This window comes from Streptomyces sp. NBC_00775 (assembly GCF_036347135.1).
Taxonomy (GTDB): Bacteria; Actinomycetota; Actinomycetes; order Streptomycetales; family Streptomycetaceae; genus Streptomyces; species Streptomyces lutosisoli.
The window spans coordinates 9,280,685-9,299,002 of record NZ_CP108938.1 but is presented as its reverse complement, the minus strand read 5'-3'; the positions used below and the strand labels follow the sequence as shown (position 1 = coordinate 9,299,002).

At 70.7% G+C, this 18,318-nt stretch carries 17 protein-coding genes; 9 read left to right on the top strand and 8 right to left on the bottom strand.

Features of this window, described 5'->3' with window-relative positions:
• Positions 1 to 81 precede the first annotated feature (81 nt).
• Positions 82 to 1,560 carry a sugar transferase gene (locus OIC96_RS41410; RefSeq protein ID WP_330302910.1) on the bottom strand — a complete coding sequence of 493 codons (1,479 nt, stop codon included), beginning with the start codon at positions 1,558 to 1,560 and terminating at the stop codon, positions 82 to 84.
• A 971-nt stretch (positions 1,561 to 2,531) separates the two neighbouring features.
• Between OIC96_RS41410 and OIC96_RS41400 the strand changes: the two genes are divergently transcribed.
• From OIC96_RS41400 to OIC96_RS41385, 4 genes are all read left to right on the top strand, one after another.
• Entirely contained in the window at positions 2,532 to 4,256 is a 1,725-nt protein-coding gene (locus OIC96_RS41400) for a dolichyl-phosphate-mannose--protein mannosyltransferase (protein ID WP_406501358.1), read from the top strand.
• Positions 4,257 to 4,446: 190 nt separating this feature from the next.
• Entirely contained in the window at positions 4,447 to 5,553 is a 1,107-nt protein-coding gene (locus OIC96_RS41395; protein WP_330302911.1) for a serine hydrolase domain-containing protein, read from the top strand.
• A gap of 207 nt (positions 5,554 to 5,760) precedes the next feature.
• On the top strand, positions 5,761 to 6,117 hold the full coding sequence (locus tag OIC96_RS41390) for a DUF779 domain-containing protein (protein ID WP_330302912.1): 357 nt from the start codon (positions 5,761 to 5,763) through the stop codon (positions 6,115 to 6,117).
• 75 nt (positions 6,118 to 6,192) lie between these two features.
• Positions 6,193 to 7,428: a phosphodiester glycosidase family protein gene (locus OIC96_RS41385; RefSeq protein WP_330302913.1), complete on the top strand. Its 1,236-nt coding sequence runs from the start codon at positions 6,193 to 6,195 to the stop codon at positions 7,426 to 7,428.
• Positions 7,429 to 7,437: 9 nt separating this feature from the next.
• Here the strand turns inward: OIC96_RS41385 and OIC96_RS41380 are convergent, their stop codons facing one another.
• The 6 genes from OIC96_RS41380 to OIC96_RS41355 all read right to left on the bottom strand — a co-directional run bounded on the left by OIC96_RS41380 (position 7,438) and on the right by OIC96_RS41355 (position 12,777).
• Positions 7,438 to 7,632: a hypothetical protein gene (locus OIC96_RS41380; protein ID WP_327426967.1), complete on the bottom strand. Its 195-nt coding sequence runs from the start codon at positions 7,630 to 7,632 to the stop codon at positions 7,438 to 7,440.
• A gap of 123 nt (positions 7,633 to 7,755) precedes the next feature.
• Positions 7,756 to 8,619 (bottom strand): phosphatidylinositol-specific phospholipase C/glycerophosphodiester phosphodiesterase family protein, encoded by an 864-nt coding sequence (locus OIC96_RS41375; protein ID WP_330302914.1) that lies wholly within the window; start codon positions 8,617 to 8,619, stop codon positions 7,756 to 7,758.
• 194 nt (positions 8,620 to 8,813) lie between these two features.
• On the bottom strand, positions 8,814 to 9,908 hold the full coding sequence (locus tag OIC96_RS41370; RefSeq protein ID WP_330302915.1) for an acyl-CoA dehydrogenase family protein: 1,095 nt from the start codon (positions 9,906 to 9,908) through the stop codon (positions 8,814 to 8,816).
• The gene (locus tag OIC96_RS41365) at positions 9,905 to 11,086 is read right to left on the bottom strand and encodes an acyl-CoA dehydrogenase family protein (RefSeq protein WP_330302916.1); all 1,182 of its coding nucleotides are present in this window, start codon (positions 11,084 to 11,086) and stop codon (positions 9,905 to 9,907) included. Before OIC96_RS41365 ends, OIC96_RS41370 begins: the two co-directional genes overlap by 4 nt.
• Entirely contained in the window at positions 11,083 to 12,060 is a 978-nt protein-coding gene (locus OIC96_RS41360; RefSeq protein WP_327426971.1) for an NADPH:quinone oxidoreductase family protein, read from the bottom strand. Before OIC96_RS41360 ends, OIC96_RS41365 begins: the two co-directional genes overlap by 4 nt.
• A gap of 93 nt (positions 12,061 to 12,153) precedes the next feature.
• Complete coding sequence (locus OIC96_RS41355) at positions 12,154 to 12,777, bottom strand: helix-turn-helix domain-containing protein (protein WP_330302917.1); 624 nt, start codon at positions 12,775 to 12,777, stop codon at positions 12,154 to 12,156.
• A gap of 78 nt (positions 12,778 to 12,855) precedes the next feature.
• On the opposite strand from OIC96_RS41355, the gene OIC96_RS41350 reads away from it, so the two are divergent.
• The 5 genes from OIC96_RS41350 to OIC96_RS41330 all read left to right on the top strand — a co-directional run bounded on the left by OIC96_RS41350 (position 12,856) and on the right by OIC96_RS41330 (position 17,610).
• Positions 12,856 to 13,800 carry an NAD(P)/FAD-dependent oxidoreductase gene (locus OIC96_RS41350; protein ID WP_330302918.1) on the top strand — a complete coding sequence of 315 codons (945 nt, stop codon included), beginning with the start codon at positions 12,856 to 12,858 and terminating at the stop codon, positions 13,798 to 13,800.
• A 74-nt stretch (positions 13,801 to 13,874) separates the two neighbouring features.
• Positions 13,875 to 15,413 carry an ATP-dependent DNA ligase gene (locus OIC96_RS41345; protein WP_330302919.1) on the top strand — a complete coding sequence of 513 codons (1,539 nt, stop codon included), beginning with the start codon at positions 13,875 to 13,877 and terminating at the stop codon, positions 15,411 to 15,413.
• Complete coding sequence (locus OIC96_RS41340) at positions 15,410 to 15,874, top strand: NUDIX domain-containing protein (protein WP_330302920.1); 465 nt, start codon at positions 15,410 to 15,412, stop codon at positions 15,872 to 15,874. The genes OIC96_RS41345 and OIC96_RS41340 overlap by 4 nt, the downstream gene beginning before the upstream one ends.
• Before the next feature lie 76 nt (positions 15,875 to 15,950).
• Positions 15,951 to 17,345 carry an NADP-dependent succinic semialdehyde dehydrogenase gene (locus OIC96_RS41335; RefSeq protein WP_330302921.1) on the top strand — a complete coding sequence of 465 codons (1,395 nt, stop codon included), beginning with the start codon at positions 15,951 to 15,953 and terminating at the stop codon, positions 17,343 to 17,345.
• 25 nt (positions 17,346 to 17,370) lie between these two features.
• Positions 17,371 to 17,610 carry a DUF6213 family protein gene (locus tag OIC96_RS41330; protein WP_327426977.1) on the top strand — a complete coding sequence of 80 codons (240 nt, stop codon included), beginning with the start codon at positions 17,371 to 17,373 and terminating at the stop codon, positions 17,608 to 17,610.
• A 5-nt stretch (positions 17,611 to 17,615) separates the two neighbouring features.
• On the opposite strand, the gene OIC96_RS41325 is transcribed toward OIC96_RS41330, so the two are convergent.
• On the bottom strand, positions 17,616 to 18,290 hold the full coding sequence (locus OIC96_RS41325) for a transcriptional regulator (protein WP_330302922.1): 675 nt from the start codon (positions 18,288 to 18,290) through the stop codon (positions 17,616 to 17,618).
• Positions 18,291 to 18,318: the final 28 nt, after the last annotated feature.

The window sequence follows — 18,318 nt, the reverse complement described above, 5'->3', positions numbered from 1 at the left end:
ACCCGTTCCTCCCCCCAGGCAGGCCCTCTCGGCCTGCGGTCCGCGCGCCGGCGGGACCGTTGAGTTGCAGCCCCCCGCGCATCAGTAGGCCCCCTGCCCATAGAGCACCGCACGCAGCGTCTTCCACAAGATCACTGTGTCCAGGGCGAGCGACCAGTCCTCCACGTACCGCAGGTCAAGGCGGACCGCCTCCTCCCACGACAGGTCGCTGCGTCCGCTGATCTGCCACAGGCCGGTGAGTCCGGGCTTGACCAGCAGCCGCCGCCGGATGTCCGGGCCGTACGCGGCGGACTCCTCCGGTAGCGGAGGGCGCGGACCGACGAGCGACATCGATCCGGTAAGTACGTTGAAAAGCTGCGGGAGTTCGTCGAGCGAGTACCGGCGCAGCACCGCTCCCACCCGGGTCACCCGCGGATCCCGGCGGAGCTTGAACAGCAGGCCGGCACCCTCGTTGAGGTCGGCCAGCTCGGCACGTGCCCGGTCGGCCCCGGCGACCATGGTGCGGAACTTGAGAATGGTGAACTCGCGGCCGTCCTTGCCGACCCTGCGCTGGCGGTAGAACGCCCCGCCCCGGCTGTCCAGCAGCACGAGCAGCCCGACGAGCACCATCAGCGGCGCGAACAGCATCAGCAGGATCGCCGCGCCCATCCGGTCGACGACCCCTTTGATCGCCCGGCGGCCCCCGGTGAAGGTCGGCATGCTGACCCGCAGCAGCGGGATCCCGAGCACCGCGTCGACGTGCAGCCGCGGGCCGGCCACCTCCATGAGCACGGGAGCCACGATCATCTCGGCATCGCTGCCTTCGAGGTTCCAGGCCAGCCGCTGCAGCCGGTCCGGTGACCAGTGCGGGTCCGGTGTGACCGCGACGACACGGTAGCCGTCGCGATGGACGTGGCCCGCGACGTCCGCCAGTCGGCCGACGACCGGGACTCCGTCCAGTTGGTCACCGTCGAGCCCGAGACCGTCCGTCGTGCACACCGCGTCCACCCGCCAGCCGAGGTGCGGGAACTTGCGGGTTCGCGTGATCAGGTCGCGCACCGTGGCCAGGCTCCCGGCAGCGAGCACCGGTCTCAGGCACTGTCCTTCCTTCCGCTGTTTGTGCAGCCAGAGGCGGAGCAGATACCGCTCGGTCATGGTGACGAGCGCGATCGCGGGGATCGCGACGAATATCCAGAGCTTGATGTTGCGCGAGGTGAGGGCGATCCCGCCGAGCGCGAGCACGACGGTCGCCGTGAACAGTGAGCGTCCGAGCCGGCGGAATTCCTCGGCGCCCTGGCCGAGCACCGCCGGAGCCCACGACCGGCTCACCGCAAGCGCTCCCAGCACCAGCAGCTCGGTGCCGAATGCGAGAATTCCCCACTTCTCATGCCAGTTGGCCGCGTCCCGGGCCCCGAAGAAGTTGCCTATCCCAGCCACCACGACGGCGGTGGCCACGGTATCGCTGGTGATCACGGTACGGCGGTACCGCTGCTCCCAGTCGTTCGCCGGCTGGCTGATCGCCCCGTTCGCCAGACGCCCTCGCGCCGACGGAAAAGGGCCGACTAATCCCCCCTGCCGCACAGAACCCCCCCGGTCCCCAGTGGTTCGACGTGGTCGCCCAACACTGTCCCTCCCCCCGGAAGGCCCCCGCCTCCCGCACAGTTCCACCCCTCGGGAGGCCCCCCGCCCCCCGCACCGCGCTGTTCCTCCCCCGGGAGGCCCTCGCCCCCCGCGCACAACATCCCGGCTATTTCAGCGCTACTTGAACAACGCACCCTGGCGGCAGCAGACTCACATGTCCTGTCAGACGCTCGTCGAGGTGCGCGGGAACCCGTCGAGACCTCGGGTGCTCCCCGCACCCAAAGCCCTCTCTCGGGCTCAAAGAACTGATCACCCCCACGTCTGTAGGCGGAGACGCAGCTGCTGGCTGTCCGCAACGTCTGACCTATAGATCATGATTTGTCGCCCCGTGTCCCACCATGTGAAGCACGGTCAATCTAGACCATCGGGGCCAGTCTGAAGAGAGGGATGTGTGTAATTCGTGCTCAAGATTTGAAGATGGATCCAGGGACCGGTGACCGTCTGCGGTGCCTTGATGACGAAGACGCACCTTGTGACCTGTGATGACGGGGTTTCCCCGGGGGGCCCTCGGACGCTCCCGCGGCGGACGGATCACAAAGATTCACCTGGTGGCCGACGGCCGTTGCCGCCCGCTCGCCTTCCCGACAGGCCGAGGACGCCCCCCGCCTACGACGCCAGATACGGTCCTGGCCGAGAAGGCACACTCATCGCGAGCCATCCGAACTCACCTCAGCGGGCGCGGCATTCGTGCGGGAATCCGCTGGTGAGCTATTCGCCTCAGAAGCTCGCCTTCGGCTCCCCGGTTGTCCTGTTCCTGACCCGTACGAATCATCGCCCGGCATCGCCGAGGCAGGGCTTGGCAGTCCCGCACCAGGCGCCGGTGCCGCGTGTGACGTTTCCCGATCCGACGGCAGCCCTGTGCCGCTCGGCTCCTCCAACTGGCCATGCAGGACACGGTTTAGGGTCATCCGGTGACGAGTAGCAGCGCGACGCGTTCCCAGATCCTCGACAGCCCCCGTCCGATGACGGAGCGCGGTGCCTGGAAGGAACGGCTGCGCCTGTCCGGGTACTCCGGACGCCCCCGGACCGACATCCGCGAACGGCTGGTTCCGCCCTTTCCGGAGCCAGGGACCCGCGTCTGGGAGCTCATGGGCCTCAGCCCATTACTGGCGCACCGCGTCGCGAAGGCGACGGGCTGGCTGGGGCCTGTACTCGTCGCCGCCTTCGCCGGAGCGATCCGCTTCTGGCACCTCGGCCGGCCACGAGAGGTCGTGTTCGACGAGACCTACTACGCCAAGGACGCCTGGGCCATGCTGCGGCTCGGCTACGAGGGCACCTGGCCGGACCGCAAGATCTCCGACCCACAGATCCTGGCGCACCCCCAGGTGATCCCCCTGTCAGAGACCGGGCACTTTGTCGCGCATCCGCCGATGGGCAAGTGGGTGATCGCCCTCGGCGAGTGGGTGTTCGGCCTCAACCCGTTCGGCTGGCGCTTCATGACGGCGGCACTGGGCACGCTCTCGGTGCTGATGCTGTGCCGAATAGGACGCCGCCTGTTCCGTTCGACGCTGCTGGGCTGCGTGGCCGGAACGCTGATGGCAGTGGACGGTCTGCACTACGTGATGAGCCGCTCCGCTCTGCTCGACCTGGTGGTCATGTTCTTCGTACTGGCAGCGTTCGGATGCCTGTTGGTCGACCGGGACAAGGCGCGGGCCCGGCTCGCGGCAGCCCTACCGGTGGGCGGGGACGGCTGTGCGGGCCCGGATCAGGACACCGGCGACCACACCGGGATGGGAGTGCGTCCATGGCGGCTCGCGGCCGGCTTCTTCCTCGGACTGGCGGCCGCCAGCAAGTGGAACGGCCTGTACGTCCTGGCCTTCTTCATGATCCTGACCGTGCTGTGGGACATCGGCGCCCGCCGCGTCGCGGGGTCAAGCCGCCCGTACCGGGCGGTGCTGCGCAAGGACCTCGGCTGGTCGGCGTTGTCCATCGCTCCCGTTGCCGCGGTGACGTATCTGGCGACCTGGACCGGCTGGTTCCTGTCCGACAACGGTTACGGGCGGCACTGGGCGGACGGCCGCGGCGGCACATGGTCGTGGATACCGGCCCCTCTCCGCAGCCTGTGGCACTACGAGTACGGGGTCTACCAGTTCAATGTGGGGCTGCACACTCCGCACCCGTACCAGTCCAACCCGTGGAGCTGGCTGGTCCTCGGTCGTCCTGTGGCATTCTCCTCCCAGTCGCCGAAACCCGGGCAGGACGGTTGCCACGCAACGTCCGCCTGCACGCAGGAGATCCTCGCCCTGGGCACGCCACTGCTGTGGTGGTCGGCATGCTGCGCGCTTCTGTATCTGCTCTACCGGTGGGCGCTGCGCCGCGACTGGCGCGCGGGCGCCATCCTGTGTGCGGTGGGTGCCGGCTATCTGCCCTGGTTCCACTACCAGGACCGTACGATCTTCTCCTTCTACGCGGTCGTCTTCGTGCCGTACTTGTGCCTGGCCGTGGCGATGATGGTGGGCGCGCTGCTGGGTCCTCCGGGGGCGGATGAGAAACGGCGCATACGGGGTGCGGTGGCCGCGGGCGTTCTTGTGCTGCTCATCAGCTGGAACTTCATCTATTTCTTTCCGATCTACACCGGGCAGACGATCCCGTATTCCAGCTGGCGCGTCAGAATGTGGCTCTACACCTGGATCTGAGCACCCACCGCCCGGCAGCCCTGTTACCGGCTTCGGTTGGTGCACCCGTGTCGGATGAGTCAGGAGGGGTGCTGTCGTCGGTGAGGACGGCGTCAGAGTGACAGGTGACGCCGAGCACGACGCGCCTGGCGTGGCGTCGCGCCGCAAATTCGATTGACCGCGACAGTGCGGTGCGGGCTAGGTTCCGGGCATGGCAGAGATTCAGGGTTCATACGATGATCTGTTCACCGCGGTACCCGAGGCGCTGGCCGCGCTGCTGGACGCCGGGGACGTGGGCGCCTCGGTGGCGGTCTTCGTGGACGGCGAGCCGGTGGTGGACGTCTGGGGCGGATTCGCCGACGCGGACCGCACGATCCCGTGGCAGCGCGACACGATCGCGGGCGTCTGGTCCGTCACCAAGACGATGACGGCACTGTCCGCCCTCATCCTGGCAGACCGTGGCGAGCTCGACCTGGACGCGCCGGTCGCCCGGTACTGGCCGGAGTTCGCCGCGGAGGGCAAGGACGGGGTGCTGGTGCGGCACCTGCTCTCGCACACCGCGGGCCTGCCCGACTGGGACGGGACGGTCGAGGAGCTCTACGACTGGCCGTCCGCCACGGCGCGGCTCGCCGAGCTGGCGCCGCAGTGGGAGCCGGGCACCGCGGCCGGATACCACTCGCTCACCCAGGGATACCTCGTGGGCGAGGTCGTACGCCGGATCACCGGTCGCAGTGTGGGCGAGTTCTTCGCCGTCGAGGTGGCCGGGCCGCTGGGGGCGGACTTCCACATGGGGCTGTTGGCAGAGCATGACCACCGGGTCGCGCTCGCTCTCCCGCCGCCGTCGCGGGACGAGGACTACCTCGCGAGCGCGCCCAGCCCCACCGCGGCTCCCGCCGGAGGGACCAGGATCCGGGTCCGTGACGGAAACAGCGTCGCCTGGCGCCGCGCGCAGATCCCCGCGGCGAGCGGATTCGGCAACGCCCGCTCGGTCGCGCTCGTGCAGTCGGTCATGGCCTGCGGGGGAACGGTGCGGGGTGCGCGGCTGCTGTCGCAGGCGGGCTGCGACCGTGCGTGGGAGGAGCAGTTCAGCGGCGAGGACCGCATCCTGGGCATGCCGATGCGTTGGGGCTTGGGCTACGGCCTGTTCGGCAGCACCTACGGCTGGGGCGGTTGGGGCGGCTCGATGGTCATGATCGAGCCCGACGCCCGCATGGCGGTGTCGTACGTGCCGAACCAGATGCGCGAGCCCGGGAACGACAACCGGGGACTCGAGATCGTGATGGCCGTCTACGACGGGCTCACGGCCCTGCGCGCCTGACCCGCCCGTCGACGCGCATCAGGATCCCGTGACGGTCGCCGGGCGGGCAGTGGCGAACGGCTGCGGATCGGTGCAAGGCCAGGGCGGACTGGCCGGGGAAGTGCAACGCTCTCGCAACGTGCGGGATGGTCGGCTGGGTGGCGCCCTCGGCCGACGGCTCACCGTCGGCAGGGGCCGCCTCATTCGTGAGACCCGACGGGAGAGCCGATGGACATCGTCCCGCGCGTGGAACTGACCCCCGCGGCCACCGAACTGCTGCGGCGGCTGCGAGAGGCCCACGGCCCGCTGATGTTCCATCAGTCCGGCGGCTGCTGCGACGGCAGCGCGCCCATGTGTTACCCGGACGGCGAGTTCCGCACCGGCAACTCCGACGTCCTGCTCGCCGAGCTGGAGGTCGAGGGGGTCGAGGAGCCGGTGACGTTCTGGATGTCGAGGAGCCAGTACGAGCTGTGGAGTCACACCCGGCTGATCGTCGACGTCGTGCCGGGCCGCGGGAGCGGCTTCTCGCTCGAAGCACCCGAAGGAGTGCGTTTCCTCATCCGTTCGCGCGTAGTCGGCGCCTAGCCATCGGCAGGGTCACCGCCGTCTGGTGAACTCCCCTTGAGTCCTGGGAAAGTTGACGAGACATCAGGGGGTACGGTGACGGGTCGAGGCGGACGGTTAAGAACAGCACTGACGGTTGTCGCGGCATGGAGTGCGCTGGCCGGTACCGCCCTGCTGGGGGCGGCACCGGCCAGCGGCGCGGAGGGCGCCACGGACACGGCGATCGCCCCCGGCGTCGAGTACACGCAGTTGGACATCCCGGCCGCCAAGGGTGTGGCGCACGCACATGTGCTGAGCGTCGATCTGCGCAATCCACGGGTGCGGGTCGACCTCCTGTACCCCGGAGCCGTGGCGTCCCGGGCGCCCGTCTCCCAGCTCGCCGACTCCCGGGGTGCCGTGGCGGGTGTCAACGGCGACTTCTTCAACATCACGGAGACCCAGCATCCGGGGGTCGCGGCGACGGGCGCGACCGTGGGCCCGGCGATCGCGAGCGGGCACGAGCTCAAGGCGGCGGTGCCGAACGGTCAGCGCTTCGGGCCCGCCCTGCCGCCCGGCACGACCACCGAGGACGTGCTCGGCGTGGGCGTCGACCGCAGGGCCCGGCTGGACAGCATGGCCCTCGATGGTTCCGTAAGCAGTCACGAGGGGCGGTGGCCGCTCGGCGGGCTCAATCAGTACGCGCTGCCGGAGGGGTCGATCGGCGCGTTCACCGCGGACTGGGGCAGTGTCTCCCGGGTGCGCGCCACCTGCGGCACGGACACCAACCGGGCCGCACCATGTAGTTCCGACACCTATGAGGTGACGGTCGAGCACGGTCAAGTCGTATCGGCGGACAACACGCCCGGCAGCGGTGCCATCGCTCCCGGCACCACGGTCCTGGTGGGCCGCGAGGCGGGCGCCCAGCAGCTGCGGAAACTGTCCCTGGGCGAGCCGGTCGTCGTACGGCACCGTCTGGTCGCGGAGGCCACCAGGATCCCGTACCGCTTCGCACTCGGCGGCTACCCGATGCTCGTGGACGGTGAGCCGCTTCCCGGCCTGGACAACACCACCTCGGCCGTACGGACCGCCGTGGGCATCGCGCACGACGGACGCCGCCTGCTGCTCCTCGCGCTCGACGGCGCGCCCGAGTTCCGCAGCGGCCTCACCATCGCCGAAGTGGCCGAGACCATGCGGCAGTTGGGCTCCGACGACGCCTTCAGCCTGGACGGCGGGGGCTCCACTACGATGGTCGCCCGGGAGCCGGGGGCGGCCGCCGTCAGCGTCCTCAACCACCCCAGCGGAGGCGCCGAACGCCCCGTCCCGAACGGCATCGGCGTGTTCTCACGATCGTGATGTGAGGCCTCAGGGCCTCAGGCTGCTCACGATGTCCGCCGTCGCGGTGAGCCCGCTGTGGATGGTCGGCGCCATGCTCGTGCTCGCCAGGTAGAAGCCGAGCAGTACGCAGACCAGGGCGTGCGACAGCTTCAACGCGCCGTTGCGCAGGAAGACCACCGCCAGGATCAGGAGCAACAGCACCACAGAGATGGAAATGGCCATCGTCAACCTCCTCCGCCACGTCCGCTTCGCGGCGTTCGGCCGCAAGTGTGGCGTAGCGGAGGGTTCGTCCGGGCAGCTGACGTGTCCTCCGAACGAGTGGTGTTACGCCCGCTCCACGCCCCCTTACCTCCGCTCGTGGGCGTCGAGGAACGCTTCGAGGCCCGCGAGGTCGTCGGTGTTGAAGTAGTCGACGTCCGCGGCGAGCAGTTCGCCCCACAGCGCGTCACGGGCCGGGCCCGCCAGGTCGGGTGTCGCCCAGAACCGGACCTTCTGCCGGCGCGCGTGGGCCGCCGCGATGATGCCGCGCAGCTTCTCGCGCTCGGCGTCGGGGAACGGGCCGTCACCCAGCCAGGTGAAGTTGAGCGTCCAGTTGTCCGAGATCAGCGGGATGAACGAAGCGGGGGACGCGCTGCCGAGGTCGGCGAGCCGCCCGTCGTAGAAGGCGCGGCGCACACTCTGCGCCTCCATGGGCGTACGGGCGGCCCGGTCGCCGGAGATCACCGCCGTGACCGGACCGGGGTGCACACGGCCGTCCGCGTAGGTCGTGAACAGGTGCCGGTAGCGGCGCAGATGGCGGTCGAGTTCGAGATACGTCGACGAGCCCTCGGTCTTGATGTCGATGAGGAGTTGCAGGGGTGTGCGGTAACCCCGGTACACCGAGCCGTGGTTGGCCTTGACCCGGGCCGCGAGGGGTTCGAGATAGAGGGATTCGAGGGTGCGCGCCGGGTCGAGCTCGACCGGGTCGTGGGCGACGAGGAGCTGGTCGCCCACGAGGTAGATGTCGGCCTCGACGCTGCCGAAACGGTGGTCGAGGGCGTCGAGCAGGGGACGCGGGTGCTCGTAGTCGTTGTGGGCGTGGGCGCGCCACAGCGGACGCGGGCCGTGCCCCCGTTCACTCGCCCGCGCGTACGTGGCGGGCAGCGCGACGGAGCCCGCGAGGGCGGCGCCGAGGGTGGTGAGGGCTCTGCGGCGGGTGGTAAGGGCCATGCTCTGCCTCCCTGGAAGTGCCGGACAGGACCCAGCGAGTATGGGGTCCTGACAGGCCCAAGGAGCAGTACCGTGCGGGGAGTTGGCCGGACTGCCGCCGTTCGTTCACTTCGTCGGAGCAGACATACGACAGCAAGGCGGGGCACGCGAAAGAGCCCGCCCCCGGACGGGGCGGGCTCCTCACGGGTGTGGCGTCAGGGCGCCTGGAGATCCACCAGTCCGGCCAGCGCCTCACGGTGGGCGCCCGCCGTGCCGTACGCGATCGAGTCCGCCTTGGCCCGCTTCAGGTACAGATGCACCGGATGCTCCCACGTCATACCGAGGCCGCCGTGCAGTTGCAGCGCCTCCTCGGCGGCGTGCACGGCGACAGGCGCCGCGTACGCCTGGGCGACGGCGACCGACACGTCGGTGTCGTCGCTGCCGGTGGCGAGCGCGTCGGCCGCGCCCCGGGCCGCGGCGCGCGTGTTGACGACCTCCAGCCACAGTTGGGCCAGCCGGTGCTTGAGCGCCTGGAAGCCGCCGACGGGCCGGTTGAACTGCTTGCGCTCCTTCAGGTAGCGGACCGTCTCCGTCAACGACCAGTCGGCTAGGCCGAGTTGCTCGGATGCGAGGAGTCCGGCGCCGGCACGCAGGGCCCGGCGTACGGCGGGTTCGGCGGCGCCCACCCGGTGCGCCCGCACCCCGTCGAGGGTGACGGTCGCGACCGGCCGGGTGAGGTCGAAGGACACCTGCGGGGTGATCGTCACGGCGTCCGCGTCCACCGCGTACAGCCCGCCGTCCTCCGCCGGAACCAGCAGCACATCGGCGACCGCCGCATCCGCGATTCCCGTCAACTCCCCGTACAGGAAGCCGTCTTCGCTGCGTACGGCCTTGTAGTGGCCGCCCGGCCCCACGGACAGCGCGACAGCGAGCGCGCCCACCGTCCGGCCGGAGGCCAGCCCGGCCAGCAGTTTGGCGGTCTCGTCACCCTCGCACGCGAGCAGCGCCTCGGTCGCGACGACGGCACTCGTCAGGTACGGAAGCGGAGCGACGGCACGCCCCAACTCCTCCAGGACCACGGCGACTTCCCGATGTGTGGCGCCCTGGCCGCCCTGCGACTCGGGCACGAGCAGGCCCGCCAGGCCCATCCCTTCCGAGAGCGCCTTCCACAGCTCGGGGTCGTACGGAGTGTCCGACTCCGTACGCGCGATGACGCCGGCCGCGTCGCAGTGGTCGGTCAGGAGGTCGCGGACGGCGGCGCGCAGCGCCTCTTCCTCCTCCGAGTACAGAAGGTCGGGCTGTGTGCTCATCGGGCCAGGTCCTTCCAGGCGACGTCCTTGTCGGTGCGCGGCTCGGACGGCAGTCCCAGGACGCGTTCGGCGACGATGTTGAGCAGGACCTCGCTGGTCCCGCCCTCGATGCTGTTGCCCTTGGAGCGGAGGTAGCGGTATCCCGCGTCCCGGCCGGTGAAGTCGACCAGTTCGGGCCGGCGCATCGTCCAGTCGTCGTACAACAGGCCTTCCTCGCCGAGGAGTTCAACCTCCAGGCCGCTGATCTCCTGGTTGAGGCGGGCGAATCCGAGCTTCATCCCGGAGCCCTCGTGGCCGGGCTGGCCCGCCACGAGCTGCTGGCGCAGCCGCTCGCCGGAGAGCCGGGCGACCTCGGCCTCGACCCAGAGCTTCAGGAGCCGCTGGTGCAGGTCGTGGGTGCGCAGTTCGGGGCGCTCGCGCCAGGTCTTGGAGACCGGGCCGATCATGCCGCCCTCGCGTGGGATACGCATACCGCCGATGGACACGCGCTCGTTCATGAGTGTGGTCTGGGCGACCCGCCAGCCGTCGCCGATCTCACCCAGCCGGTGTGCGTCGGGGATGCGTACGTCGGTGAGGAAGACCTCGTTGAACTCGGCCTCTCCGGTGACCTGGCGCAGCGGCCGCACCTCGACACCGGGGTCGGTCATGTCACAGATGAAGTAGGTGATGCCGCGGTGCTTGGGCACGTCCGGGTCGGTGCGGGCGATGAGGATCGCCCAGCGGGCCACGTGGGCGCTGGACGTCCACACCTTCTGCCCGTTGATCACCCAGTCGTCGCCCTCACGGACGGCGCGCGTGCCGAGCGCGGCGAGGTCGGACCCGGCGCCCGGCTCACTGAAGAGCTGGCACCAGACCTCCTCGCCGACCCACAGAGGCCTGAGGAAGTCCCGCTTCTGCTCCTCCGTGCCGAAGCCGAGGATCGTCGGCGCGGCCATGCCGAGGCCGATGCCGATGCGCCGCGGGTCGTTGTCCGGCGCGCCCGCGGCCTCCAGCTCGGCGTCCACGACCGCCTGGAGGGTGCGCGGGGCACCGAGGCCGCCGAGGCCGTCGGGGTAGTGCACCCAGGCGAGGCCCGCGTCAAAACGGGCCTTCAGGAAGTCCACCCGCTCGGTCGTCGCCGGCGGATGGGCCGCCAGCAACTCCTGTGTACGGCGGCGCAGTTCAGCGGCGTCGGTCATGCGGCTGCTCCGTTCTCAAGTGAGGGCACCACGGCGACGCGCCCCGTGGTGACACCGTCGGCGACCCGCTGCACGGCCGCGGCGGCGCCGCTCAGCGGCACCCGCTCGCTCACCAGCGGCTTGATCGCGCCCCGCGCGGCCAGATCGGTGAGCTGCTCGTGGCAGTGCTGGATAAGCTTCGGGTTCTTGGTGTTGTACAGGCCCCAGTGCAGGCCGAGGATCGAGTAGTTCTTCACCAGGGCGTGGTTCAGCGCCGGGCTGGGGATCGACCCGCTCGCGAAGCCCACGACGACGATCCGGCCCTCGAAGGCGACGACCTTGGTCGACTGGGTGTAGGCCTCGCCGCCGACCGGGTCGTAGATCACGTCGGCACCGCGGCCACCGGTGGCCTCCTTCACGGCGGCGATGACGTCCTGCGTACGCCGGTCGATGACGACGTCGCAGCCCAGCTCCCGTGCCACGGCGGCCTTGTCGGCTCCGCCGACGACACCGATGACAGTGGCTCCGGCCGCCTTGCCGAGCTGTACGGCGGCGCTGCCGACCCCTCCGGCGGCGGCGTGGACGAGCAGGGTCTCGCCGGCCTCCAGATGGGCACGCCGGTGCAGTCCGAACCAGCCCGTCTGGTAGCCGATGTGCAGTGCGGCCGCCTCGGCGTCGTCGAGGGCGTCGGGCGCGGGCAGCAGGGCGGCGGCGTCCGCGACGACGTACTCGGCGAAGCCGCCGTACGGCAGTGCGGGGTTGGCGAGCACCCGGCGCCCGTCCTCGGTCTCGCCGCAGATCTCCACGCCGGGCGTGAACGGCAGCGGGGGCCTGACCTGGTAGTGCCCCCGGCACATCAGCGCGTCCGGGAAGTTGATGTTCGCCGCGCGCACCTTGAGCAGGACCTGGCCGTCACCGGGCTGCGGACGCTCCACTTCCTGGAGCTGCATCACCTCACTCGGCTCGCCGAGCTGGTGCACTTGCCATGCCTGCATGCGGGGCCTCCAGGGGGCTGGGTCGGACTGCGTCGTCCGACTGGGGTCGATCGCATACTAAGCGGTCGCTTGCCCACCTGGGAACAGCTGACGTCAGTCGTCTTCGCCACGCCGCGCGGGCCGCGCCCGTACGTGCATCCGCTCCCCCTGCGGCCCGAACAGACTCAGGAACTCCACGGGCCCCTCCCCCGTCGATCCGAACCAGTGCGGCACCCGGGTGTCGAACTCGGCCGCCTCCCCCGCACCGAGCACCACGTCGTGCTCGCCGAGCACCAGCCGCAGCCGGCCGGAGAGCACGTACAACCACTCGTATCCCTCGTGGGTGCGCGGGTCCGGTGCCATCCTCCGCTGCGGTTCGAGCACCTTGAAAGCCTGGAGTCCGCCAGGTTGACGGGTCAGCGGCCAGTGGGTGCGCCCGTGCCGCACGATCGGCTCGGCCCGCACCCGCGGGTCGCCGACCGGCGGGGCACCCACCAGCTCATCCAGCGGCACCTGATGGGCTCGCGCGATCGGCAGCAGCAGCTCCAGGCTGGGCTTGCGCAGCCCGGACTCCAGGCGCGAGAGCGTGCTCACCGAGATGCCCGTCGCCTCGGACAACCCGGCCAGGGTCGCCCCGCGCTCCTTGCGGATCCGTCGCAGTCGCGGTCCCACTTCGGCCAGCACCTCATCCGTCTGCGCGTCGTCGTTCATGCCGCTCGTGCCGCTCGTGCCACTCATGAGCCTTATTGCAGAATCGGCAAAGCCATTTGTCAATCCCGCCACGGTCGGGCGACCTTCTCCGTGGAGGTGGTCACCATGACCGAGAACTACGAAGTGGTTGTCATCGGCGGCGGAACGGCGGGCCTGTCCGCCGCGCTGGTCCTCGGCCGCGCCCGGCGCCGCACCCTGGTCGTCGACGCCGGCGAACCCCGCAACGCGCCCGCCGCGCACATGCAGGGCTATCTGTCGCGGGACGGCATGCCGCCCGCCGAGTTCCTCGCCGAGGGGCGGCGCGAGATCGAGAGGTACGGGGTCGAGCTCGTCCGGGACCGTGCGGTGGACGTGGTCCGGGACGGTGCCGGGGAGTTCGACGTCACGCTCGCGGCCGGAGGCACGGTGCACGCGCGGCGGCTGGTCGTCACCACCGGCCTGGCCGACGAGCTGCCGCCGGTGCCGGGCGTCGCCGAGCGCTTCGGAAGGGACGTGATCCACTGCCCGTACTGCCACGGCTGGGAGGTGCGTGACCAGGCCTTCGGCGTGCTGGCCAGTACGCCGTTGAGCGTGCACCAGGCGCTGATGGTGAGCCAGTGGTCGAAGGACGTGACGCTGTTCCTGCACACGGTCGGCGAGGCCGAGCTCTCCGAGGAGGACCTGCGCCGGCTCGCCGCGGCCGGGGTCGTCGTGGTGCCCGGCGAGGTCGCCTGGCTCGTGGTCGAGGGCGACCGGCTCACCGGGGTGCGTCTCACGGACGGCACGACGCACGACCGCTCGGTGCTGTTCGTCGCGCCCCGCGCGGTTCCGCGGACGGGTCTGCTGGAGCGGCTGGGCGCGGAACTGCTGGAGACGCCGTTCGGCGCGTATCCGGTCGTCGACGCCACGGGGCTGACGACCGTGCCCGGTGTCTGGGCGGCGGGCAATGCGACGGGGTTCGCGGAGCAGGTCGTGAACGCGGCGAGCGGCGGCTACCGCGCGGCGGCCACGCTCAACGGGGAACTGCTCTTCGCGGACCTCGACGCGGCCGTCGCGCGCGAGCAGCACTGAGACCCTCGCCGGGCGCCGCAGGAAAACGTCGGCGTACGGGTGTGGACCCGCCGTCTCCGTTGCACCATGGCTGCATGCTGCTGACCCGGCTGGCGCGTGTTTCCCAGGAGGTCGCCGCCACCTCGGCGCGGTCCCGGAAGATCGCTCTGCTCGCGGAGCTGTTCCGGGACGCGGAGGCGGACGACGTCCCGATCGTCATCCCCTATCTGGCGGGCCGCCTGCCGCAGGGGCGGCTCGGCATCGGCTGGAAGATCCTCAGCAAGCCGGTCCCGCCCGCGTCCGAGGCCTCGCTCACGGTGCGGGAGGTGGACGCCCGCCTGACCGAGCTGGGCGCGGTCACCGGCACCGGCTCGCAGTCCGAACGGGCCCGACTGGTCGGGGAGTTGATGGGTGCGTCCACCGAGGGCGAGCAGCGCTTCCTGTTCGGGCTGATCAGCGGCGAGGTCCGGCAGGGCGCGCTGGACGCGGTCGCCGTGGAGGGACTGGCCGAGGCCACCGGCGCGCCCGGCGCGGACGTACGCCGGGCGGTGATGCTCGCCGGTTCGCTGCAGACGGTGGCGCGGGCACTGCTGTCCCACGGCCCGGAGGCACTCGACGGCTTCCGGCTCACCGTCGGCCGCCCGGTGCTGCCGATGCTGGCGCACACGGCGGGGTCCGTGTCGGAAGCCGTCGAGAAGCTGGGCGCGTGTGCCGTCGAGGAGAAGCTCGACGGCATCCGCGTGCAGCTTCACCGCGACGGCGACGACGTACGCGTCTACACCCGCACCCTCGACGACATCACCGACCGCCTGCCCGAACTCACTTCCGCGGGGCTGGAGTTGAAGGGTGAGCGATTCATCCTGGACGGTGAGGTGATCGCGCTGGACCAGGACGGGCGGCCCCGCTCCTTCCAGGAGACGGCCGGACGCGTCGGCTCGCGCGTGGACGTGGCGACGGCCGCGAAGACCGTGCCCGTCTCCCCCGTCTTCTTCGACGCGCTGTCCGTCGACGGGCAGGACCTCTTGGATCTGCCGTTCACCGAGCGGCACGCGGAGCTGGCCCGGCTGGTGCCCGAGCCGATGCGGGTGCGGCGCGCGCTCGTCGACGGCCCCCAGGACATCCCCGCGGCGCAGCGGTTCCTCACCGACACCCTGGCACGCGGCCACGAAGGCGTCGTGGTCAAGGCCCTCGACGCCCCCTACAGCGCGGGCCGGCGCGGCGCCTCCTGGCTGAAGGTCAAGCCCGTGCACACCCTCGACCTGGTGGTCCTCGCGGCGGAGTGGGGCCACGGACGGCGCACCGGCAAGCTGTCCAACCTGCACCTCGGCGCCCGGAACGAGGACGGGTCGTTCGCGATGCTCGGCAAGACGTTCAAGGGAATGACCGACGTGATGCTGACCTGGCAGACCGAGCGGCTCCAGGAGCTGGCCGTCGAGGACAACGGGCACGTGGTGACCGTACGTCCGGAACTCGTCGTCGAGATCGCGTACGACGGTCTGCAGAGGTCCACCCGCTACCCGGCCGGCGTCACCCTCCGCTTCGCCCGTGTGGTGCGTTATCGCGAGGACAAGACCCCGACAGAGGCCGACACGGTCGCGACCCTGCTCGCCGCGCACCCGGAGGTGTCTCCATGAGCGGGAAGCGCAGCGCCGGACTGCTGTTGTTCCGGCACACCGACCACGGTCTGGAGGTGTTGCTCGGCCATATGGGCGGCCCCTTCTTCGCCCGCCGGACCGCTGGAGCCTGGACCGTGCCCAAGGGCGAGTACGAGCCCGACGAGACCGCCTGGGACGCGGCGCGCCGCGAATTCCAGGAGGAGCTGGGGCTGCCGCCGCCCGACGGCGAGGCCATCCCGCTGGGCGAGGTCCCCCAGACCAACGGCAAGGTCGTCACGGTCTGGGCGATCGGGGCGGACCTCGACCCGGCGACCGTGGTCCCCGGCACCTTCGAGATGGAGTGGCCGCCGAAGTCGGGGCAGCGGCAGGAGTTCCCCGAGCTGGACCGGGTGGAGTGGTACGACCTGGACCGGGGCCGGGCACTGATCGTGAAGGCCCAGGCGGAGTTCCTCGACCGGCTCGCGGAGCACTTGGGCTGACCGGCGCCTGCCACGTTGCGCTGTCGTGCGCCGCGCGGGAGGGTCGAGGAACAGCCCGCTCTTCAGGAGGTCGGCCATGCCCATCGCGACGGTGAACCCGGCGAACGGCGAGACGCTCAAGACGTACGACGCCCTGGGCGCCGAGGAGATCGAGCGCAGGCTCGCGACCGCCGAGGCAGCGTTCCGCACCCATCGCACCACGTCCTTCGCCGAGCGGGCGCGGCTGCTCCACCGGGCCGCGGACCTGCTCGACGAGGACCAGCAGGACATCGGCCGGGTGATGACCCTGGAGATGGGCAAGCCGGTGAAACAGGCACGCGCGGAGGCCGCCAAATGCGCCAAAGCGATGCGCTGGTACGCCGACCACGCCCAGGGGCTCCTCGCCGACGAGGAGCCCGCCGAGTCCGACATCAAGGACTCCGGGGCCTCCCGCGTCCTGGTGCGCTACCGGCCGCTGGGGCCGGTGCTGGCGGTCATGCCGTGGAACTTCCCGCTCTGGCAGGTGATCCGGTTCGCCGCGCCCGCTCTGATGGCGGGCAACGTGGGGCTGCTCAAGCACGCCTCGAACGTGCCGCAGACCGCCCTCTACCTGGAGGAACTGTTCCGCCGGGCGGGCTTCCCCGAGGGCTGCTTCCAGACGCTGCTGATCGGCTCCGGTGCCGTCGAGGCCATCCTGCGTGACCCGCGCGTCAAGGCGGCAACCCTCACCGGGAGTGAACCCGCGGGCCGGGCCGTCGCCTCGGTCACGGGGGACGAGGTCAAGAAGACGGTCCTGGAGCTGGGCGGCAGCGACCCGTTCGTCGTCATGCCGTCGGCGGACCTCGACCGGGCCGCGAAGGTCGCCGTGACGGCACGCGTGCAGAACAACGGGCAGTCGTGCATCGCCGCCAAGCGGTTCATCGTGCACACCGACGTGTTCGACGTCTTCGCGGAGCGGTTCACGGCGGGCATGAAGGCCCTGAAGGTGGGCGATCCGCTGGACGAGGACACGGACGTCGGCCCGCTCTCCAGCGAGCAGGGCCGCGGCGACCTGGAGGAGCTGGTCGACGACGCGGTGGAGAGCGGCGCGACCGTCCTGTGCGGCGGCGAGCGCCCCGAGGGTTTCAAGGACCATGGCTGGTTCTACGCGCCGACCGTCCTCGCCGACATCACCCCCGAGATGCGCATCCATCACGAGGAGGCCTTCGGGCCCGTCGCCACGCTCTACCGCGCGGCCGATCTGGACGAGGCGGTGGCCCTGGCCAACGACACTCCGTTCGGGCTGAGTTCGAACGTCTGGACGCGCGACGGGACCGACGTGGACCGGTTCGTCCGTGATCTGGAGGCGGGTGGCGTGTACGTCAACGGGATGACGGCGTCCCATCCGGCGTTCCCGTTCGGCGGGGTGAAGCGGTCCGGCTACGGGCGTGAGCTGTCGGAGCACGGAATCCGCGAGTTCTGCAACATCACCACCGTATGGCACGGAGCGTGAGCGTTCCGCAGCTACGATCCCCTCTGTGAACCGCGAAGTGACCCTGCCTCTGATCGTCGACGACCGCGGCACGTTGCAGGTGGCGGCCGCCGACGTCAGCAAGCTGCTGCGCACGGTGGGCGGCCGGTGGCTGCATCTGGTGGAGGCCGGCCAGGAGGGGCTCGACGAGGACACGGTCGCCGCGCTCACGATCGAGCTCGCCAAGCTCGCCGATCGCATCGACGTGGCGTGCATCGCGCACAGCAGTGGGCCGGCCTCCGGCTAGCGCCCCTACAGGACGCGCTGGTCCAGCTCCCACAGGGCGTGCCAGAACTTCGCCTCGTAGCCCTGAAGCAGACGGCCGTACCCGTACACCTCGCCCTCGTCCACCCGTCCGGCGTCGAGCCCGGCCTGGATGGCGTCCAGGGCCCGTTGTTCCAGCTCGGGCGCGGGCTCGGCGAAGAAGTCGAAGAAGCCGCAGGCCTCGTCGTCGAGGCCGTAGTGGCGGCGCAGGGCCTGGGCGATCGTGGCGCAATAGCCGCCCCACGCCGCGAAGTTGGCGCTGAGCGCGAGGACCACGTCCACCGGTGAGCCGTTCAGGGCGAGCCAGGCGACGTACGCGGGATACGTCTGGCAGTCCGCGAGCGGCTCGTACGCCGCCGCCCCCGCGTCGTCGGCCCCGACCGCGGCGGCGTACACACCGAGCCGGTCCTGGGCCATGGCCTCACCCTCCGCGAGCATGGCGAAGAAAGCGGCGCTCTCGGCCTCAGCCGCCGACCGTTCGGCCAGGTGCAGGAACGCCCGGCGGTCCGCGGCGATCACATGACGCTGTTCCAGGGCGAGCGCGGCGAGCGTGGAGCGCTGCGCCGCGCCCCGCCCGATCAGGGGCAGCAGCCGGTTGGCGTGCGGGTCGGGGGCGAGCTTCCCGACCGTGCTGACCAGCAGTTCCCTGGCTGTCCGCGTCATCCCGTACTCCTTCGGTTCGACTGTCCCG

Bases quoted from the DNA above. Each gene is read 5' to 3' on its own strand.
- OIC96_RS41395 (WP_330302911.1), top strand. From the start codon at position 4,447: ATGGCAGAGATTCAGGGTTCATACGATGATCTGTTCACCGCGGTACCC.
- OIC96_RS41390 (WP_330302912.1), top strand. From the start codon at position 5,761: ATGGACATCGTCCCGCGCGTGGAACTGACCCCCGCGGCCACCGAACTG.
- OIC96_RS41380 (WP_327426967.1), bottom strand. From the start codon at position 7,632: ATGGCCATTTCCATCTCTGTGGTGCTGTTGCTCCTGATCCTGGCGGTG.
- OIC96_RS41375 (WP_330302914.1), bottom strand. From the start codon at position 8,619: ATGGCCCTTACCACCCGCCGCAGAGCCCTCACCACCCTCGGCGCCGCC.
- OIC96_RS41370 (WP_330302915.1), bottom strand. From the start codon at position 9,908: ATGAGCACACAGCCCGACCTTCTGTACTCGGAGGAGGAAGAGGCGCTG.
- OIC96_RS41365 (WP_330302916.1), bottom strand. From the start codon at position 11,086: ATGACCGACGCCGCTGAACTGCGCCGCCGTACACAGGAGTTGCTGGCG.
- OIC96_RS41360 (WP_327426971.1), bottom strand. From the start codon at position 12,060: ATGCAGGCATGGCAAGTGCACCAGCTCGGCGAGCCGAGTGAGGTGATG.
- OIC96_RS41355 (WP_330302917.1), bottom strand. From the start codon at position 12,777: ATGAGTGGCACGAGCGGCACGAGCGGCATGAACGACGACGCGCAGACG.
- OIC96_RS41350 (WP_330302918.1), top strand. From the start codon at position 12,856: ATGACCGAGAACTACGAAGTGGTTGTCATCGGCGGCGGAACGGCGGGC.
- OIC96_RS41345 (WP_330302919.1), top strand. From the start codon at position 13,875: ATGCTGCTGACCCGGCTGGCGCGTGTTTCCCAGGAGGTCGCCGCCACC.
- OIC96_RS41340 (WP_330302920.1), top strand. From the start codon at position 15,410: ATGAGCGGGAAGCGCAGCGCCGGACTGCTGTTGTTCCGGCACACCGAC.
- OIC96_RS41335 (WP_330302921.1), top strand. From the start codon at position 15,951: ATGCCCATCGCGACGGTGAACCCGGCGAACGGCGAGACGCTCAAGACG.
- OIC96_RS41325 (WP_330302922.1), bottom strand. From the start codon at position 18,290: ATGACGCGGACAGCCAGGGAACTGCTGGTCAGCACGGTCGGGAAGCTC.